Source organism: Xanthobacter sp. NM-59 (genome assembly GCF_021401125.1).
Lineage (GTDB): Bacteria > Pseudomonadota > Alphaproteobacteria > Rhizobiales > Xanthobacteraceae > Xanthobacter.
Genome location: NZ_JACBFQ010000001.1, coordinates 490832 through 506086 on the forward strand (window position 1 = coordinate 490832; position 15255 = coordinate 506086).

General features: G+C 67.1%; 15 protein-coding genes. 11 read left to right on the forward strand and 4 right to left on the reverse strand.

Annotated features, from left to right (window positions below; translation table 11 throughout):
- Positions 1 to 67: 67 nt before the first annotated feature.
- The 5 genes from L0966_RS02315 to L0966_RS02335 all read left to right on the forward strand — a co-directional run bounded on the left by L0966_RS02315 (position 68) and on the right by L0966_RS02335 (position 5217).
- A complete protein-coding gene (locus L0966_RS02315) occupies positions 68 to 1252 on the forward strand; it encodes an ABC transporter substrate-binding protein (RefSeq protein WP_234050803.1) in 1185 nt (394 codons plus the stop codon).
- A 98-nt stretch (positions 1253 to 1350) separates the two neighbouring features.
- A complete protein-coding gene (locus L0966_RS02320) occupies positions 1351 to 3246 on the forward strand; it encodes an ABC transporter permease (protein ID WP_234050230.1) in 1896 nt (631 codons plus the stop codon).
- Positions 3243 to 4025, forward strand: a complete 783-nt coding sequence (locus L0966_RS02325; protein WP_234050231.1) for an ABC transporter ATP-binding protein — start codon at positions 3243 to 3245, stop codon at positions 4023 to 4025. Before L0966_RS02320 ends, L0966_RS02325 begins: the two co-directional genes overlap by 4 nt.
- Positions 4022 to 4726, forward strand: a complete 705-nt coding sequence (locus tag L0966_RS02330; RefSeq protein ID WP_234050232.1) for an ABC transporter ATP-binding protein — start codon at positions 4022 to 4024, stop codon at positions 4724 to 4726. Before L0966_RS02325 ends, L0966_RS02330 begins: the two co-directional genes overlap by 4 nt.
- Before the next feature lie 26 nt (positions 4727 to 4752).
- Complete coding sequence (locus tag L0966_RS02335; protein ID WP_234050233.1) at positions 4753 to 5217, forward strand: MarR family transcriptional regulator; 465 nt, start codon at positions 4753 to 4755, stop codon at positions 5215 to 5217.
- A gap of 24 nt (positions 5218 to 5241) precedes the next feature.
- On the opposite strand, the gene L0966_RS02340 is transcribed toward L0966_RS02335, so the two are convergent.
- The 4 genes from L0966_RS02340 to folB all read right to left on the reverse strand — a co-directional run bounded on the left by L0966_RS02340 (position 5242) and on the right by folB (position 10043).
- Positions 5242 to 6504, reverse strand: a complete 1263-nt coding sequence (locus L0966_RS02340) for a mechanosensitive ion channel family protein (RefSeq protein ID WP_234050234.1) — start codon at positions 6502 to 6504, stop codon at positions 5242 to 5244.
- Positions 6505 to 6688: 184 nt separating this feature from the next.
- Positions 6689 to 8302: an acyl-CoA synthetase gene (locus L0966_RS02345; RefSeq protein WP_234050235.1), complete on the reverse strand. Its 1614-nt coding sequence runs from the start codon at positions 8300 to 8302 to the stop codon at positions 6689 to 6691.
- A gap of 208 nt (positions 8303 to 8510) precedes the next feature.
- A complete protein-coding gene (locus L0966_RS02350) occupies positions 8511 to 9503 on the reverse strand; it encodes a class 1 fructose-bisphosphatase (RefSeq protein WP_234050236.1) in 993 nt (330 codons plus the stop codon).
- 99 nt (positions 9504 to 9602) lie between these two features.
- Positions 9603 to 10043 (reverse strand): dihydroneopterin aldolase, encoded by a 441-nt coding sequence (folB, locus tag L0966_RS02355; RefSeq protein ID WP_234050237.1) that lies wholly within the window; start codon positions 10041 to 10043, stop codon positions 9603 to 9605.
- Between the two features lie 221 nt (positions 10044 to 10264).
- Here folB and L0966_RS02360 point away from each other — a divergent pair, with 221 nt between their 5' ends.
- From L0966_RS02360 to fabG, 6 genes are all read left to right on the forward strand, one after another.
- Entirely contained in the window at positions 10265 to 10963 is a 699-nt protein-coding gene (locus L0966_RS02360) for a HisA/HisF-related TIM barrel protein (RefSeq protein ID WP_234050238.1), read from the forward strand.
- 308 nt (positions 10964 to 11271) lie between these two features.
- Positions 11272 to 11571, forward strand: coding sequence for a helix-turn-helix transcriptional regulator (locus L0966_RS02365; RefSeq protein ID WP_234050239.1), 300 nt, complete (start codon positions 11272 to 11274; stop codon positions 11569 to 11571).
- Positions 11568 to 12632 carry a permease gene (locus L0966_RS02370; RefSeq protein ID WP_234050240.1) on the forward strand — a complete coding sequence of 355 codons (1065 nt, stop codon included), beginning with the start codon at positions 11568 to 11570 and terminating at the stop codon, positions 12630 to 12632. The genes L0966_RS02365 and L0966_RS02370 overlap by 4 nt, the downstream gene beginning before the upstream one ends.
- Before the next feature lie 15 nt (positions 12633 to 12647).
- Positions 12648 to 12884, forward strand: coding sequence for a thioredoxin family protein (locus L0966_RS02375; protein ID WP_234050241.1), 237 nt, complete (start codon positions 12648 to 12650; stop codon positions 12882 to 12884).
- Positions 12885 to 13096: 212 nt separating this feature from the next.
- Positions 13097 to 14080, forward strand: coding sequence for an ACP S-malonyltransferase (gene fabD / locus L0966_RS02380; RefSeq protein WP_234050242.1), 984 nt, complete (start codon positions 13097 to 13099; stop codon positions 14078 to 14080).
- Positions 14081 to 14276: 196 nt separating this feature from the next.
- Positions 14277 to 15020 (forward strand): 3-oxoacyl-[acyl-carrier-protein] reductase, encoded by a 744-nt coding sequence (gene fabG / locus L0966_RS02385; protein WP_234050243.1) that lies wholly within the window; start codon positions 14277 to 14279, stop codon positions 15018 to 15020.
- The last annotated feature ends 235 nt before the right edge of the window (positions 15021 to 15255 follow it).

The following is a 15255-nucleotide window of genomic DNA, read 5'->3' on the forward strand; positions in this document are numbered from 1 at the left end:
CGGTTCGACGTGCGCGTGCTTGTTACGGTGCATCGAAAAAACCAGAGGGGATGACCGGATGAAACGGATGTTGGGACTGGCGTTCGCGGCGGTGCTGATGGCTTCGGCGGCGGCGCGGGCCGAGGGTGAGATCAAGGTCGGGGAGATTAACTCCTACTCGGCCTTGCCGGGCTTCACCGACCCTTATCGCAAGGGCATGGAGCTGGCGCTCAAGGAGATCAACGATGCCGGCGGCATCAAGGGCAAGAAGCTCGTCATCATCTCCAAGGATGACGGCGGCAAGCCCGGCGAGGCGCTGACCGCCGCCAACGAGCTGGTCTCGCGCGACGGCGTGGTGATGATCGCCGGCGGCTTCCTTTCCAATGTGGGCCTGGCGCTCTCCGATTTCGCCAAGCAGAAGAAGGTGGTGTATCTGGCGTCCGAGCCGCTGACCGACGCCATCGTCTGGTCCAAGGGCAACGACTACACCTTCCGCCTGCGGACCTCGAACTACATGCAGGCCGCCATGCTGGCCGAGGAGGCGGCAAAGCTTCCCGCCAAGCGCTGGGCCACCATCGCACCCAACTATGAGTTCGGGCAGTCGTTCGTCGCCGTGTTCAAGGACCTGCTGAAGAAGCGCCGGCCGGATGTGGAGTTCGTGGCCGAGCAGTGGCCGCCGCTGAACAAGATCGATGCCGGCCCGGTGCTCCAGGCCATCGACGCCGCCAAGCCCGAGGCCATCCTCAATGCCACCTTCGCCGGCGACCTGGTGAAGCTGGTGCGTGAGGGCAATACCCGCGGCGTGTTCAAGGACCGCGCGGTGGTGAGCTATCTCACCGGCGAGCCGGAATATCTCGACCCGCTGAAGGGCGAGACCCCGGAAGGCTGGATCGTCACCGGCTACCCCTGGTACTCCATCAACACGCCCGAGCATAAGGCGTTCCTGGATGCCTACCAGCAGCTGAACAAGGACTATCCGCGCCTGGGCTCCATCGTCGGCTATTCCACGGTGAAGAGCATTGCCGCCGTTCTCAACGCCACTGACGACCACTCCACCGAAGGTCTGGTCAAGGCCATGAAGAACCTCAAGGTTTCCACCCCGTTCGGCGAGATCGTCTATCGCGGCGCCGATCACCAGTCGACCCTCGGCGCCTTCGTGGGCAAGACCGCCCTGAAGGACGGCAAGGGCGTGATGGTGGACGTGGTGTTCAAGAAGGGCGCGGATTACCTGCCCAGCGAGGAAGAAGCCGCCAAGATGCGCCCGGCGAACTGAGCGCAGCCTTCGCAATACAAGACCGGCCTTCCGCCCTTGATGGCGGGAGGCCACAAGAAAAACAAGACCTTCCATCCCGGTGAACGAAAGGCGAAGCCGTGGACTTTCTCCTGATCCAGGCCCTGAGTGGGCTGGCCAGCGCCGCATCCCTGTTTCTGGTTGCGTCGGGCCTGTCGATCATCTTCGGCGTCACACGCATTGTGAATTTCGCCCACGGCGCCTTTTACATGCTCGGGGCCTATGCGGCCTTCACGCTCACCGATCGCTTCGCCGGGCCGCTGGGCTTCTGGGGCGGGCTTCTGGTGGCGAGCCTCGCGGTGGCGGCCGTCGGCGCGCTGATGGAGGTGGTGCTGCTGCGGCGCATCTACCAGGCGCCCGAGCTGTTCCAGCTTCTCGCCACCTTCGGCGTCACGCTGATGGTGCAGGACCTCGTGGTGCTCATCTGGGGCCCCGATGATCTCATGGGCCCCCGCGCGCCCGGCTTCACCGGCGCCTTCAGCCTGTTCGGCCGCCTGGTGCCCACCTATGACATTCTGCTGATCCTGCTCGGGCCCGTCGTGCTGGGCCTGCTGTGGCTGCTGTTCCACCGCACCCGTTGGGGCGTGCTGGTGCGCGCCGCCACCCAGGACCGCGAGATGGTCTCCAGCCTGGGCGTGAACCAGAAGTGGCTGTTCACCAGTGTGTTCGCCCTTGGCGTGTTCCTGGCGGCCCTGGGCGGCGCGCTGCAGATCCCGCGCACCACCGTGACCCACTATATGGACCTGTCCATCATCGTCGAAGTGTTCGTGGTGGTGGTCATTGGCGGCCTGGGCTCGGTGACGGGTGCTTTCGTCGCGGCGGTGCTGGTGTCGGAGCTGAACGCGTTCGGCATTCTGGTGCTGCCGAAGATTTCCATGATCACCGTGTTCCTGGTGATGGCGGTGGTGCTGGTGGTGCGGCCCTGGGGCCTGTTCGGTAAGCCAGATGCCGCGCCCCGCGCCAGCGCCGGGATCTCGGTGCGGCCGTGGAAGCCCATGTCCGCCCTGGAGCGGGGCGGGGTCGCTCTGGTGGTGCTGCTGGCGGCGCTGCTGCCCTTCGTCTCCGGCAGCTACGCGCTCAGCGTCGGCTCGGAAATCCTGGTGTTCGTGCTGTTCGCCGCGAGCCTCCATTTTATGATGACGGTGGGCGGGCTCGCCTCCTTTGGTCACGCCGCCTATTTCGGCCTCGGGGCCTATGGCGCGGCTTTCGCGGTGACCTATTTCGGCGTGCCGATGGAAGCGGCGCTGGTGCTCGGCCCGGTGCTGGGGCTCGTGGGGGCCGTGCTGTTCGGCTGGTTCTGCGTGCGGCTTTCGGGCGTCTATTTTGCCATGCTCACGCTGGCCTTCGCGCAGATCACCTGGTCCATCGCCTTCCAATGGGTGGAGGTGACGGGTGGCGACAACGGCATTCTCGGCATCTGGCCGTCGGCCTGGGCATCCACTCCGCAGGGCTTCTACTGGCTGGCGCTTGGCGTGGTGGTCGTGGGCGTCGCGGTGCTGCGCATGCTGGTGTTCTCGCCCTTCGGCTTCGGCCTTCGGGCGGCCCGTGACAGCGGCCTGCGCGCCGAGGCTATCGGCATCGACGCCAAGCGCACCCAGTGGGCCGCCTTCGTGGTGGCGGGCACTTTCGCCGGCATTGCCGGGGCCCTGTTCGCCTTCCTGAAGGGCAGTGTGTTCCCCGAGACCCTCGCCATTCCCATGTCGGTCGACGGCTTGGTGATGGTGCTGCTGGGCGGCATCGAAACGGTGTCCGGCGCGGTGGTGGGCGCGGTGGTCTACAAGGCGCTGGCCATCTGGCTCATGAGCCAGACGGAGCTCTCCAAGCTGGTGCTCGGTGGCATCATCGTCCTTCTGGTGGTGGCGTTCCCGAAGGGTATCGTCGGCTTCATCGAGGATTGGCGTCATCGCCGTCCCCCGGCGCCCAACGGCGCCGGCCCCGAGGCCATGGGCATCGCCAAGGTGGAGGCCGCGCAATGACTTCGCTGCTCGAAGTGAAGGGACTGGTGAAGTCCTATTCGGGAGTGCACGCGGTGCGCGGCGTCTCCTTCAGCCTGGAGGCGGGCGAGATCCTTGCTCTCATCGGCCCCAACGGCGCCGGCAAGAGCACCTGCTTCAACATGCTGAACGGGCAGATCCGCCCCAATGCCGGTTCCATCAAGCTGGATGGCCAGGAGATCGTGGGCCTGCCGCCGCGCACCGTCTGGCGGCGCGGCGTGGGCCGCACCTTCCAGATCACCGCGACCTTTTCGTCGATGACGGTGCGGGAAAATGTGCAGGTGACCCTGCTTTCCTATCACCGGCGCCTGTGGTCGGGGCTGGGCTATGCGGGGGCGGCCTATCGCGAGGAGGCGGACGCGCTCCTGTCCCTTGTGGGCATGGAACAGCAGGCGGACCGGCCCTGCGGCGAGCTCGCTTATGGCGACCTGAAGCGCCTGGAGCTGGCCGTTGCGCTGGCCAACCAGCCGCGCCTTCTGCTGATGGACGAGCCCACCGCCGGCATGGCGCCGAAGGAGCGGGTGGAGCTGATGCGCCTGACCGCGGAGATCGCCCGCAAGAAGGACATCGGCGTGCTTTTCACCGAGCACGACATGGATGTGGTGTTCGAGCATGCGGACGCGGTGATGGTGCTGAACCGGGGCGAGCTGATCGCCCGCGGTTCGCCGCAGGAAGTGCGGCGTGATCCCCATGTGCAGGCCATCTATCTGGGTGAGGGCCTGCTCTACGATGCCAAGCACCGCGAGGAGGCCGTGCAATGAAGCTCGAAGTCTCGGGACTCAACAGCTTTTACGGCCAGGCCCACATTCTTTTCGATGTGGGCTTCGAGGTGGGCGAGGGCGAGGTGGTGGCCCTTTTGGGCCGCAACGGCGCCGGCAAGAGCACCAGTTTCCGCTCCGTGGTGGGCCTGGTGCCCAACCGCTCCGGCAAGGTGGTGTTCGAGGGCGAGGACGTCTCGCGCCTTCCGCCCTACGAGATCGCGCGGCGCGGCCTTGGCTATGTGCCGGAGGATCGCCGCATCTTCACCGAGCTGACGGTGGAGGAGAATTTCGAGGTGGGCCGGCAGGAGGCGCGTCCCGGCGTCGCCACCTGGATGCCCGAGCGCATCTACGCCCTGTTCCCCAACCTGGGCGAAATGCGTAAGCGCCCCGGCGGCCACATGAGCGGCGGCGAGCAGCAGATGCTCACCATCGGCCGCACGCTGATGGGCAACCCGTCCATGGTGCTGCTCGACGAGCCCTCGGAGGGCTTGGCGCCCAAGATCGTGGAACAGATGGCGGATGCCATCATGACCATGAAGAAGGAGGGGCTCTCCATCGTGATCTCGGAGCAGAACCTGCATTTTGCGAAGCTGATCTCGGACCGCGCCTATATCATCGAGAAGGGGCGGATCCGGTTTTCCGGCACCATCGGCGAGCTGGAGGCCAATCCGGAAATCCGCGACGCCTATCTGGCGGTCTGAGCGGCCGGGCGGGAGGAACGGAAAGCGTGACCACGAAGCCCCCATCCGGTGCGCGGCGCCGGCGGACGAAGGCGTCCTCGCCCGCTTACGCGCTCGACACCCAGGTGGGCTTCGTGCTGCGCCAGGCGATGCAGCGCCACACCACCATTTTCGGCGCGCGCATGGGGGAGGACCTCACCGCCACCCAGTGGGCGGCGCTCGCCAAACTGTTCGAGATCGGTGCGTGCTCGCAGAACCTGCTGGGCCGGCACACCGCCATGGACGCGGCCACCATCAAGGGCGTCGTGGACCGGCTGGCGAAGCGGGCCCTCGTGGAGACCCGCCCGGACCCGGACGACGGCCGCCGCCTCGTGGTGGCCCTGACGGCCGAGGGTCTGGCGCTCGTGGAGCGCTGCATTCCCGTCGCCAACGAGATCACCGATGAAACGCTGGGGCCGCTGTCCGCCGAAGAGCGGGAGTTGTTTCTGGCGCTGCTGGACCGCCTGAAATAAGCGCTGCGCGCCGGCGGGCGTGCCTCAGCTGCGACGCGGGCCTTCGGGCATCGCTGGGGCACCTTGGGGGGTAATGGCGCCGGGGTTGCCGTCTGCGGCGATCTCCGGCCGGGCGCCTTCCGGCGGCTGGAACACCTCCGGCCTGCCCTCGGGCAGCGATTCCACATAAAGCGAGGTGGAGGGGAAGGCGAAGCCGCTGCCGGCACCCAGCACGATTTCCATGATCTTGTAGGCGAGGCGCTCCTTGACGAGGAGCCATTCGCCCCAATTGGTCGTCTTCGTGAAGCAGTAGACCATGATGTTGATGGACGAAGAGCCAAACGAGTCGATCCGCACGAATGTGGAAGCTGTGCGATAGGGCACAAAATCCGGGCAGGTGTGGATGTAGCTTTCAATCCCGTCGCGGATGGTCTTGAGCTGATCGATGGTGGTGGAATAGGGGACGCCGATCAGCCAATAAATACGCCGCCGCCGCATCTGGCTGTAATTGATGACCGCGTTGTCGGCCAGGTCCGAGTTTGGAACCTGCACGGCTGAGTCATCGAACTGGCGGATCCGCGTCGAGCGGAAGCCGATGCTTTCCACCGTGCCTTCGATGACGCCCTCGACCTTCACCCAGTCGCCATATTGAAACCGGCGTTCGAGCAGGATGAGCACGCCGGAGATCAGGTTCTTGAACAGGGCCTGCGCGCCCAGGGCGACAGCCGCGCCGGCAATGCCCATGCCCGCGAGGAGCGGCCCGATGCGGATGCCCCATTGCTGCAGGATGGCCGCGATGGCGAAGAAGGCCACGAACGATTTCAGCGCCTTGCGGATCCAGTCGATCACCGAATCCGTGAGCTTGCTGGACCGCGGCCGCAGCTGCTCGGTCAACGGCGTGATCACGGCGATGATGGCCCAATAGACGGCAATGATGAACAGCGTTTCGACGATGTGCTGGGAGAACAGCTTCTCGTAGCTGTCCTCGTTGAACTTGATGACCTCGAAGGCGAGAAAGCTGCCGAGCACGATGGACAAAAGCTCCACCGGCCCCTGCAAGGCGTGCTGAAGGTCATCCCGGAAGGCGTGGCTTTTGCCGCCAAACAGCCGTCCCGCAATGATGAAGATGAAATGCCGTACAGGCTTGCGGGAGAAGAACAGGATGAAGAATACGATGGCCGCGGCAATGACCCGGTCGAAGGGAAAGGCCTTCACGCCCGTGAGCAGCTCGGCGAAAATGTTGACGATGGAATGGTACAAGCCGACGAATGTGGCCGCGAAATCAGCGAAAACATAGCCTCCCGGCATGAAGGGGCCTTTCCTTGGCAAGCTCCGACGGTATCCACCGGGACAGGCGCCCTGCGCGCGACCATGCCCATGCCCGGCGGTCGGGAGGCGCGAGGCATCCCGACTGTTCCCGCGAGTTTAGCGGGGCGTGTGGCCGCCCGCCAACTCCGCCGGCCTGCTGCCCTGGTGGGCGAATGCCGCGCATTCAGCCCAGGGCCCGCAGCTCGCGCCGCAGGATTTTGCCCGTGGCGGTCATGGGCAGTTCCTGGGTGAACGCCACCTGGCGGGGGTATTCGTGGGCGGAAAGGCGGGCCTTCACATAGTCCTGCAGCTCGGTGGCCAGCTCGGGCGTGCCGCTGAAGCCCGGCTTCAGCACCAGCCAGGCTTTTACGGCCTCCGTGCGCACCGGGTCGGGCACCCCTACCACGGCCGCCATGGCCACCGCCGGGTGCTTCAGCAGGCAGTCCTCGATCTCCCCCGGGCCGATGCGATAGCCGGCGGAGGTGATGACGTCGTCCGCGCGGCCCACATACCAAAGGTAGCCGTCCTCATCCTGCCGGCCGCGATCGCCGGTCAAAAGAAAATCGCCGGCGAACTTCTGTGTCGTGGCTTCCGGGTTGCGCCAATATTCCAGCATCATCACCGGGTCACCCTTGCGCACGGCGATGTTGCCTTCCTCTCCCATCGGCAGCTCGTGCCCTTCGTCGTCCACGATGCGCACGTCGTGGCCGGGCATGGGCTTGCCCATGGCGCCAGGGCGAATGGGGAAGAAATTGGAGTTGGAGCCGACGACGAGATTGCACTCGGTCTGCCCGTAAATCTCCCGCGCCTCCACGCCCAGCCGTTCGGCCACGAAGGCGCCCAGCTCAGCGCCCAGCGTCTCGCCGCCGGTGAGCAACGAGCGCAGCTTCAGATCCCGCTTTCGCACATCCGCCTGCCGCAGCAGCTTAAGGGCCGTGGGCGGTAGGAACACGTTGCGCACGCCGTGGTCCGCCATCAGCGCCATGGCGGCTTCCGGATCGAACTTCCTGGCGCGATACGCCAGCACCGGCACGCCCAGGTGGAGGGTGGGGAACAGCACGTCGAACAGCCCGCCGATCCAGGCCCAGTCCGCTGGCGTCCAGTGCAGGTCACCGGGTTGCGGCATGCCCTGGTGGATCACCTGGAGGCACGGCAGGTGGCCCAGCAGCACGCGATGCCCGTGCAGGGCGCCCTTGGGATTGCCCGTGGTGCCCGAGGTGAAGATGATGATGCCCGGATCATCAGGGCTGGTGTCCACCGGCGTGAAGCGGTCGGAGGCGGCGTCCAGCGCGGTGTCGAACAAACGGGCGTGGCCGGCGCCGAGATCCGTGCCGGTGATGAAGACGTGCTCCAGCTCGGGCAGCCGGTCCCGCACGCGCTCCAGCTTGGCGAGGCCGGAAAGGTCAGTCACCAGCGCCCGCGCGCCGGAGGCCGCAAGGCGGTATTCAAGTGCCTCGTCTCCGAACAGGGTGAAGAGCGGAACGGAGATCATGCCCGCCTTGAAGGCGCCGATATGGGCAATGGCCGTTTCCGGCGCCTGGGGCAGGAACACCGCCACCCGGTCGCCCCGCCCCAGGCCGGCGGCCACAAGGGTGTTGGCGAAACGGTTCGTGAGGCGCTTCAGCTCGTCGAAGGAATAGGTGCGGGTGGCTCCGCTCTCCTCCACGAAGATCAGCGCCGGCTTGCCCGAGCCGTCCGCATGGGCATCCGAACAGGCGACGCCCATGTTGTAACGCGCGGGAATGGCCCAGGTGAAAGCGCGCCGAAGGGAATCATAGCAGGGGCTGGACGAAGACATACGTTTCCTCCGCATGGCGCCGTTTCATCTCGGGCCGGCCGGGCGGAAGGGCTCCGCGAGGGCCGGCGCCGGCGGGCGCCTTCTGTGCGTTCAGGAAACGATCGAACGTTTTTTTATTGGGCCGGTCAAGGGGGAGAAAAGCAAACGGCGCCGGTGGGAGACCGGCGCCGTGGGCATCGCTTCGCTTCCCTGCGGAAAGCCGGGGTCGTCAGTAATAGGAGGCGATCTTCTCCACCTCGGCCTTGGAACCGAACACCAGGGGAATGCGCTGGTGGATGTGGTGGGGCACGATGTCGAGGATGCGGGTCTTGCCGTCGGTGGCGGCGCCCTTGGCCTGCTCGGTGAGGAAGGCGACCGGGTTCGCCTCATAGATCAGGCGCAGGCGGCCATTGTCATAGCCTTTGCGCTTGTCCGCCGGGTAGATATAGACGCCGCCGCGGGTGAAAATGCGGAAGGCATCGGCCACCATGGAGCCGACCCAGCGCATGTTGAAATCCTTGCCCCGCGGGCCGTCCTTGCCGGCCAGGCAGTCGTCGATATAGGCCTTCATGGGCCCGTGCCACTGGCGCACATTGGACTGGTTGACGCCATATTCCTTGGTCTCGGCGGGGATCTCCACCGCCGCGCGCGCCAGGAAGAAGTCGGCCTTCTCCCGATCGTAGACGAACACCTGGGTGCCTTCGCCCAGGGTCGAAACCAGGATGGTCGCGGGGCCATAGGCCAGGAAGCCGGCGGCCACCTGGTGGCTGCCGGTGCGCATGACCGCCGCCGCCGGATCGGCATGCGCGGCTGCGTCATAGGGCAGGATCGAATAGATGGTACCCACCGACACGTTGGTGTCGATGTTGGAGGAACCGTCGAGGGGGTCCACCGCCACCACGAGACGGCCGGTCTCATTCACCGGAATGAGCTCCTCGCTCTCCTCCGAGGCCAGGAAGGCCACCTGCGTGCCCTTCAGGGCGGAGACGATGCGCTCTTCGGCGATGACGTCGAGTTCCTTCTGCGCGTCGCCGCCGGCATTGGGATCGGTGCCGCGGATCTTGGCGAGGCCTTCCTCGAGCGGGCCGCGCGCCACCAGATCGGCGATGCCGACGCCGGTGGTGGCGATGGTGCGCACCGCGCCGGCCACCGCCTGGCGCTCCGCGTCCGTCCCCGCCCAGCGATCGAGATACGCCTGAAGGGTCACGATCTCACTCACCATCATCTCCTTGGCACAGCCCGCGGCCCGCGCCGCCGGCGCCGTTATGGCGCAAGGCGGGCCGCACGGCAAAGCAATTACCGCCGGGTCAGCGCAGCCGGCTCAGCGCTGGCGGATGATCTCGATGCCCACATCCCCGAACACGCCGGTTACCGGCGCGCCGGGCTTGTGCACCACCACGCGCACCTGCTCCAGCAGCGCGAAGTGATCCAGAAGGCGGGTGGCGATGCGCTCGGCCAGGGTCTCGATGAGGTTCACTGGGTCGTCGTTCACCACCGCGGCCACGTGCTCGTAGACCTGCTGGTAGGAGATGGTGAGGGCCTCGTCATCGGCCCAGGCGGCGGGGCGGGTGTCCAGCCACCAGTCCACATCCACCACGAATCGCTGGCCCAGCTCCCGTTCCGCGTCATGCACGCCATGGCGGGCGAAGAAGGGCAGGGCGCGCAGGAACAGCCGGCCCGATTGGGCGGGCTTGCCGGCGGGCAGGGTATCGGCGGCGGCGGAAGGGTCGGCCAGCAGGTCGGGTTCGTCAGGTGGTGTCATTCACGCCTCGCGCGCGCAGCAGAACGCCGGTTTGCGCGGAAGCTCGGCCACATGGGAGCTGCCACGCCCCTCCATTCCAGGCGGAATGGGAGGAGGCCGGCCCGGGTGCCGCGCGCACCGTTGATTTCGTGTCTTCCTATTGTTTTCCTCGGAACCTTTCAACGGATCATCCATTCACCCCGCCCGGTTCGGAGCCGGCGGGTGAGCAAGGCCCCGGCACGATGCAGCTTATTCCGGTCATCGATCTCAAGGGCGGGCGTGTGGTTCATGCCCGCCGCGGCGCGCGCGACAGCTATGCACCCCTGCACAGTCCGCTCTGCGCCTCTTCATCGGCGGTGGACGTGGCGGCCGGCTTCCTGGCCCTGGCCCCGTTCCGCACACTCTATATCGCCGACATCGACGCCATCACCGCCAAGGGCGACAACGCCGCCGCCCTCGCCGATCTGCGGCGGGCGTTCCCGAATGTCGAGCTGTGGGTGGATGCGGGTGAGGACATGGCGTCCCAGGTTCGGGCCCGTGCCGCGGCGGGTCTGGGCGTGAGCGTGGTGGGGACGGAATCGCTCAAGGATAACGGCCATGTTCCGGAGGTGCTCCGGGAAGAAGTGATCCTCTCCTTGGACCACGACGCCGCAGGCCCCCTCGGCCCAGCTGTGGTGCACGCGGATGCCGCCGCGTGGCCTGCGCGGATCATCGTGATGACCCTGGCCCGCGTCGGCTCCGGGGAGGGGCCGGACCTGGACGCGCTCTGCCGGGTGCGCGCCCGGCGCCCGGATTGCGCGGTTTTCGCCGCCGGCGGGGTGCGCGGCCCGGGCGATCTGGAGGCGCTGGCGGAGGCAGGAGCGGCGGGCGTGCTGGTCGCCAGCGCGCTGCATGATGGCCGCATCGACGGCACTTGCGCGCGAAGATGGGTTGAGCGCTGATCTGCCGCCCAGAGGTCGCGCTGCGCCGTCGTCGCGCGGGCGATCGCCGGCGGGAAAAAAGAGGTGCGGGCTTCCCGGGACCCGCTCCTGTCCGCTCCGCGCCGAGGTCCGGTCGGCATCCCCGCAGGGCGCTGGGGCGGCGCCGTGACAGCGGCTCCCACTCCGGTGATTCGTGGGCTCGGACATTCGCTGCCCCTTCCGCGAACAGCGTCCGCCGTCCGATGGCGCGGTCGTCCTCCGCGAGAAAAACACGGAGCGCTTCGTAAAATGCGCTTGCGCGCATATGCGCATCTTCCTAAATTCCAGCCATGCAGTCCGCGCTCGATCTTCTCTCGGCCTTGGCCGAACCCACGCGCCTCGGCGCTGTCCGCCTGCTCTGGGACGGGCGGGAGCATTGCGTTTGCGAGCTGATGCGTGTGCTCGGCGCTACCCAGTCGCGCATGTCGCGTCACATGGCGGTGCTCAAGCAGGCGGGCGTGGTGACAGACCGTCGGGACGCCCAATGGGTGCGCTATCGCCGGAATGCCGAGCTGCCGGCGGAGCATGCGGCCATCATCGAGGCCGTTCTGGCGAGCCTGGACAGTGTGGGTGACAGGAGGGCGGCATGAGTGCGGATGTGCCATTGCGCGGTCAGGAGCCGCAGCGGGATGCTTCGTCCCTCGTCTGGGGCGCGGCGACGGTGGCCGGCGTGGCCGTGTGGTTTCTGGTCTATTTCCAGCTCCAGCCGGTCTCGCGCTGGCTGGTGGCGCGCCTTGCCCTGGAGCCGGGCACGCGGCTGGCGGACGCCGTTGAGTTCTTTCTGTACGACACGCCCAAGGTGTTGATGCTGCTGACGCTGGTGGTGTTCGCCATGGGCGTCGTGCGCAGTTTCTTCTCGGCCGAGCGCACGCGGGCGGTGCTCGCCGGCAAGCGGGAAGGGCTGGGCAATATCGCCGCTGCCGGCCTCGGCATCGTTACGCCCTTCTGCTCCTGCTCGGCGGTGCCGCTGTTCGTGGGCTTCGTCTCGGCCGGTGTGCCGCTGGGCGTTACCTTCTCCTTCCTCATCGCGGCGCCCATGGTGAATGAGGTGGCGCTGGGCCTTCTGTTCGCCCTGGTGGGCTGGCAGGTGGCGGCGGTCTATCTGGTGTTCGGCCTTTCGGTGGCCATCGTCGCCGGCTGGGTCATTGGCCGCCTGCATCTCGAAGGCTGGCTCGAGGAGTGGGTGCGCAATGTGCGCGCCAACCCGGCCGAGTTGCCGCCGGACGGCATGAGCCTGAAGGACCGGGTCCGCGCCGGCCTGGACGCGGTGCGCGACATCGTCGGCAAGGTGTGGATGTGGATCATCGCCGGCATCGCCGCCGGTGCCTTCATCCACGGCTATGTGCCGCAGGACCTTCTCGCCTCCATCATGGGGCGCGACGCCTGGTGGTCCGTGCCGGCGGCCGTGGTGCTGGGCATTCCCATGTACTCCAACGCCGCTGGCATTATTCCGGTGGTGGAGGCGCTGCTGGCCAAGGGGGCGGCGCTGGGCACCGTCCTGGCCTTCATGATGTCCGTGATCGCCTTGTCGCTGCCGGAGATGATCATCCTGCGCAAGGTGTTGAGCCTCAAGCTCATCATCGTCTTCGTGGGCGTCGTCGGCACCGGCATCCTGGCCGTCGGCTTCCTGTTCAACGCCCTGTTTTCCTGACGAAAGAAGGCCATCATGAAAGACGTGAAGGTGCTTGGTCCCGGCTGCTCGCGCTGCCAGGCGACCGCCGATATGGTGCGCACGGAAGCCGAAAAGCTCGGCCTCGACGTGAAGGTGGAGAAGGTGACCGACTACGCGGCCATTGCCGGCTACGGCATCGTTTCCACCCCCGGCCTCGTCATCGACGGCAAGGTGGTCCACGCCGGCGGCCTGCCGAAGCCGGAGGATGTTTCCCGCTGGCTTTCTGAATGATCGGCGGGGAAGGGCGGGCCATCGCTCCGTTCCTTCCCGCTGCTGATCGGTGGCGCGCGGGGGCGTGAGGCGCCGCGCGCCCAGGCCAGTCACGGCCGCGCCCCTTGGGCGTTTTCGCGCTTCCCGGCGCCCGGCCTTGACTCGCCCACATTCGGGGTGTCTCTGCGCTCTCCAATTTCAACCCAAGAGCCATATCCCCGGAGGGCCGCCCCATGAGCGACGGACCGCGTTCAACCTCACAGACCGCCTTCATCTTCCCCGGCCAGGGCAGCCAGGCCGTGGGCATGGGCAAGGCGCTCGCCGATAATTTCGCCGCCGCCAAGGCGGTGTTCGACGAGGTGGACTCCGCCCTCAACGAGCACCTCACCCGCACCATGTGGGAAGGCCCGGCCGATACCCTCACTTTGACGGCCAACGCCCAGCCGGCTCTCATGGCGGTGTCCCTCGCCGCCCTGCGCGTCCTGGAAACCGAGGCGGACCTTGATCTCGCCCGCGACGCCGCCTTCGTGGCCGGCCACTCCCTGGGGGAATATTCGGCTCTGGCCGCCGCTGGCGCGCTGACGGTGACCGAGGCCGCGCGGCTGCTGCGCATTCGCGGCCGTGCCATGCAGGAGGCGGTGCCCGTGGGCGAGGGCGCCATGGCGGCCCTGCTCGGGCTCGATTACGAGCAGGCCGTGGCCGTGGCGGCCGAGGCGGCCGGCGGCGAGGTCTGCGAGGCGGCCAACGACAATGCCCCCGGCCAGGTCGTGGTGTCCGGCACCAAGGCCGCGGTGGAGCGGGCCATTATCATCGCCAAGGAGAAGGGCGCCCTGAAGGCGATGCTTCTGCCCGTGTCCGCGCCCTTCCATTGCCGCCTGATGGCGCCTGCCGCCGAGGCCATGGAAGTCGCCCTTTCCGGCTCCACCGTGATGACGCCGCGGGTGCCGGTGGTCTCCAACGTGCGCGCGTCTCCGGTGACCGACCCGGCCGAGATCGTGCGGCTGCTGGTGGAGCAGGTCACCGGTACGGTCCGCTGGCGCGAGAGCATCATTTATATGGCGGGCGCGGGCGTGAACCGCATGGTCGAGGTGGGGGCCGGCAAGGTGCTCTGCGGCCTTGTGAAGCGCATCGACAAGTCCATCTCGTCCACCAATGTGGCCACTCCCGAGGATGTGGCGGCCTATATCGCCGCGCGCAACGTGGCGCCGGTCGCCTGAGGCGATTCTCAAGCCGCCCGGGCCTGTCCCCGCTTGCGGGAGCGGGCCTTGTGGGGGCAAAAGCCCTTTCAGGGTGACGCAGGGCCGCGAAAGCGCCCCGCTGATGCGGGCTGGCCGCCTCTCTCGGCGGCCGCACATCCGATCCTTCATCGCCGGCATGCCTGCCGGACCAACCCAACATAAGGACTGGGGTTTCATGTTCGACTTGACCGGCAAGACCGCGCTTGTCACCGGTGCCACCGGCGGTATCGGCGGAGCCATCGCCAAGGCGCTGCACGCCCAGGGCGCGACCGTTGCCATTTCCGGCACCCGCAAGGAGGCGCTGGACACCCTGGCCGGCGAGCTGGGCGGCGAGCGCGTGGTGGTGCTGCCCTGCAATCTCGGCAATACGGACGAAGTGGAAAAGCTCGTTCCCTCCGCCGAGGAGGCCCTGGGCGGGCATATCGACGTGCTGGTGAACAATGCCGGCATCACCCGCGACAACATCTTCATGCGCCTTTCCGACGAGGCCTGGGACCAGGTGATCGCGGTGAACCTCACGGCGGTGTTCCGGCTCTCGCGCGCGGCGGTCCGCACCATGATGCGTCGCCGTTCCGGCCGCATCATCTCCATCACCTCCATCGTCGGCGTCACCGGCAATGCGGGGCAGGGCAATTATGCCGCCGCCAAGGCCGGCATGATCGGCATGTCGAAGTCGCTGGCGCAGGAAGTGGCCTCGCGCGGGATCACCGTGAACTGCATCGCACCCGGCTTCATCGCCACGCCCATGACCGATGCGCTCAACGACAAGCAGCGCGAGAGCATCCTGAAGGCGGTGCCCGCGGCCAAGCTCGGCACGCCCGAGGATATCGCCGCCGCCTGTGTGTATCTGGCCTCCAATGAAGCCGCCTACGTGACGGGCCAGACCCTGCACGTGAACGGCGGCATGGCCATGATCTGAATTGCTGCACAGCAGCGCTCTCGCCCTCGCTGGTCAGGGCGCTGCGAGTGTGATACGAGCCGCACTGCCGGTCCGGATTCGAGGGCGCCTTCGGGTGGTCGCGATCCGTCACGCAGCGTCAGGAGACGTGTGGTGCGGCGCAGCGCCGGCGGGCAGAAGCGCCGGCGGCGTCAAAGTCCATGCTCCCGATGTAGACGAGGGGGCTGGGCACGGCGGAAAAAAGGCATTATGCCCA

What these genes read in the sequence shown, in the direction of transcription:
- L0966_RS02330 (WP_234050232.1), top strand. Translation starts at nt 4,022, where the DNA reads ATGAAGCTCGAAGTCTCGGGACTCAACAGCTTTTACGGCCAGGCCCAC.
- L0966_RS02340 (WP_234050234.1), bottom strand. Translation starts at nt 6,504, where the DNA reads ATGCCGGGAGGCTATGTTTTCGCTGATTTCGCGGCCACATTCGTCGGC.
- L0966_RS02365 (WP_234050239.1), top strand. Translation starts at nt 11,272, where the DNA reads ATGCAGTCCGCGCTCGATCTTCTCTCGGCCTTGGCCGAACCCACGCGC.
- L0966_RS02360 (WP_234050238.1), top strand. Translation starts at nt 10,265, where the DNA reads ATGCAGCTTATTCCGGTCATCGATCTCAAGGGCGGGCGTGTGGTTCAT.
- fabD (WP_234050242.1), top strand. Translation starts at nt 13,097, where the DNA reads ATGAGCGACGGACCGCGTTCAACCTCACAGACCGCCTTCATCTTCCCC.
- L0966_RS02375 (WP_234050241.1), top strand. Translation starts at nt 12,648, where the DNA reads ATGAAAGACGTGAAGGTGCTTGGTCCCGGCTGCTCGCGCTGCCAGGCG.
- L0966_RS02325 (WP_234050231.1), top strand. Translation starts at nt 3,243, where the DNA reads ATGACTTCGCTGCTCGAAGTGAAGGGACTGGTGAAGTCCTATTCGGGA.
- folB (WP_234050237.1), bottom strand. Translation starts at nt 10,043, where the DNA reads ATGACACCACCTGACGAACCCGACCTGCTGGCCGACCCTTCCGCCGCC.
- L0966_RS02350 (WP_234050236.1), bottom strand. Translation starts at nt 9,503, where the DNA reads ATGGTGAGTGAGATCGTGACCCTTCAGGCGTATCTCGATCGCTGGGCG.
- fabG (WP_234050243.1), top strand. Translation starts at nt 14,277, where the DNA reads ATGTTCGACTTGACCGGCAAGACCGCGCTTGTCACCGGTGCCACCGGC.
- L0966_RS02370 (WP_234050240.1), top strand. Translation starts at nt 11,568, where the DNA reads ATGAGTGCGGATGTGCCATTGCGCGGTCAGGAGCCGCAGCGGGATGCT.
- L0966_RS02315 (WP_234050803.1), top strand. Translation starts at nt 68, where the DNA reads ATGTTGGGACTGGCGTTCGCGGCGGTGCTGATGGCTTCGGCGGCGGCG.
- L0966_RS02345 (WP_234050235.1), bottom strand. Translation starts at nt 8,302, where the DNA reads ATGTCTTCGTCCAGCCCCTGCTATGATTCCCTTCGGCGCGCTTTCACC.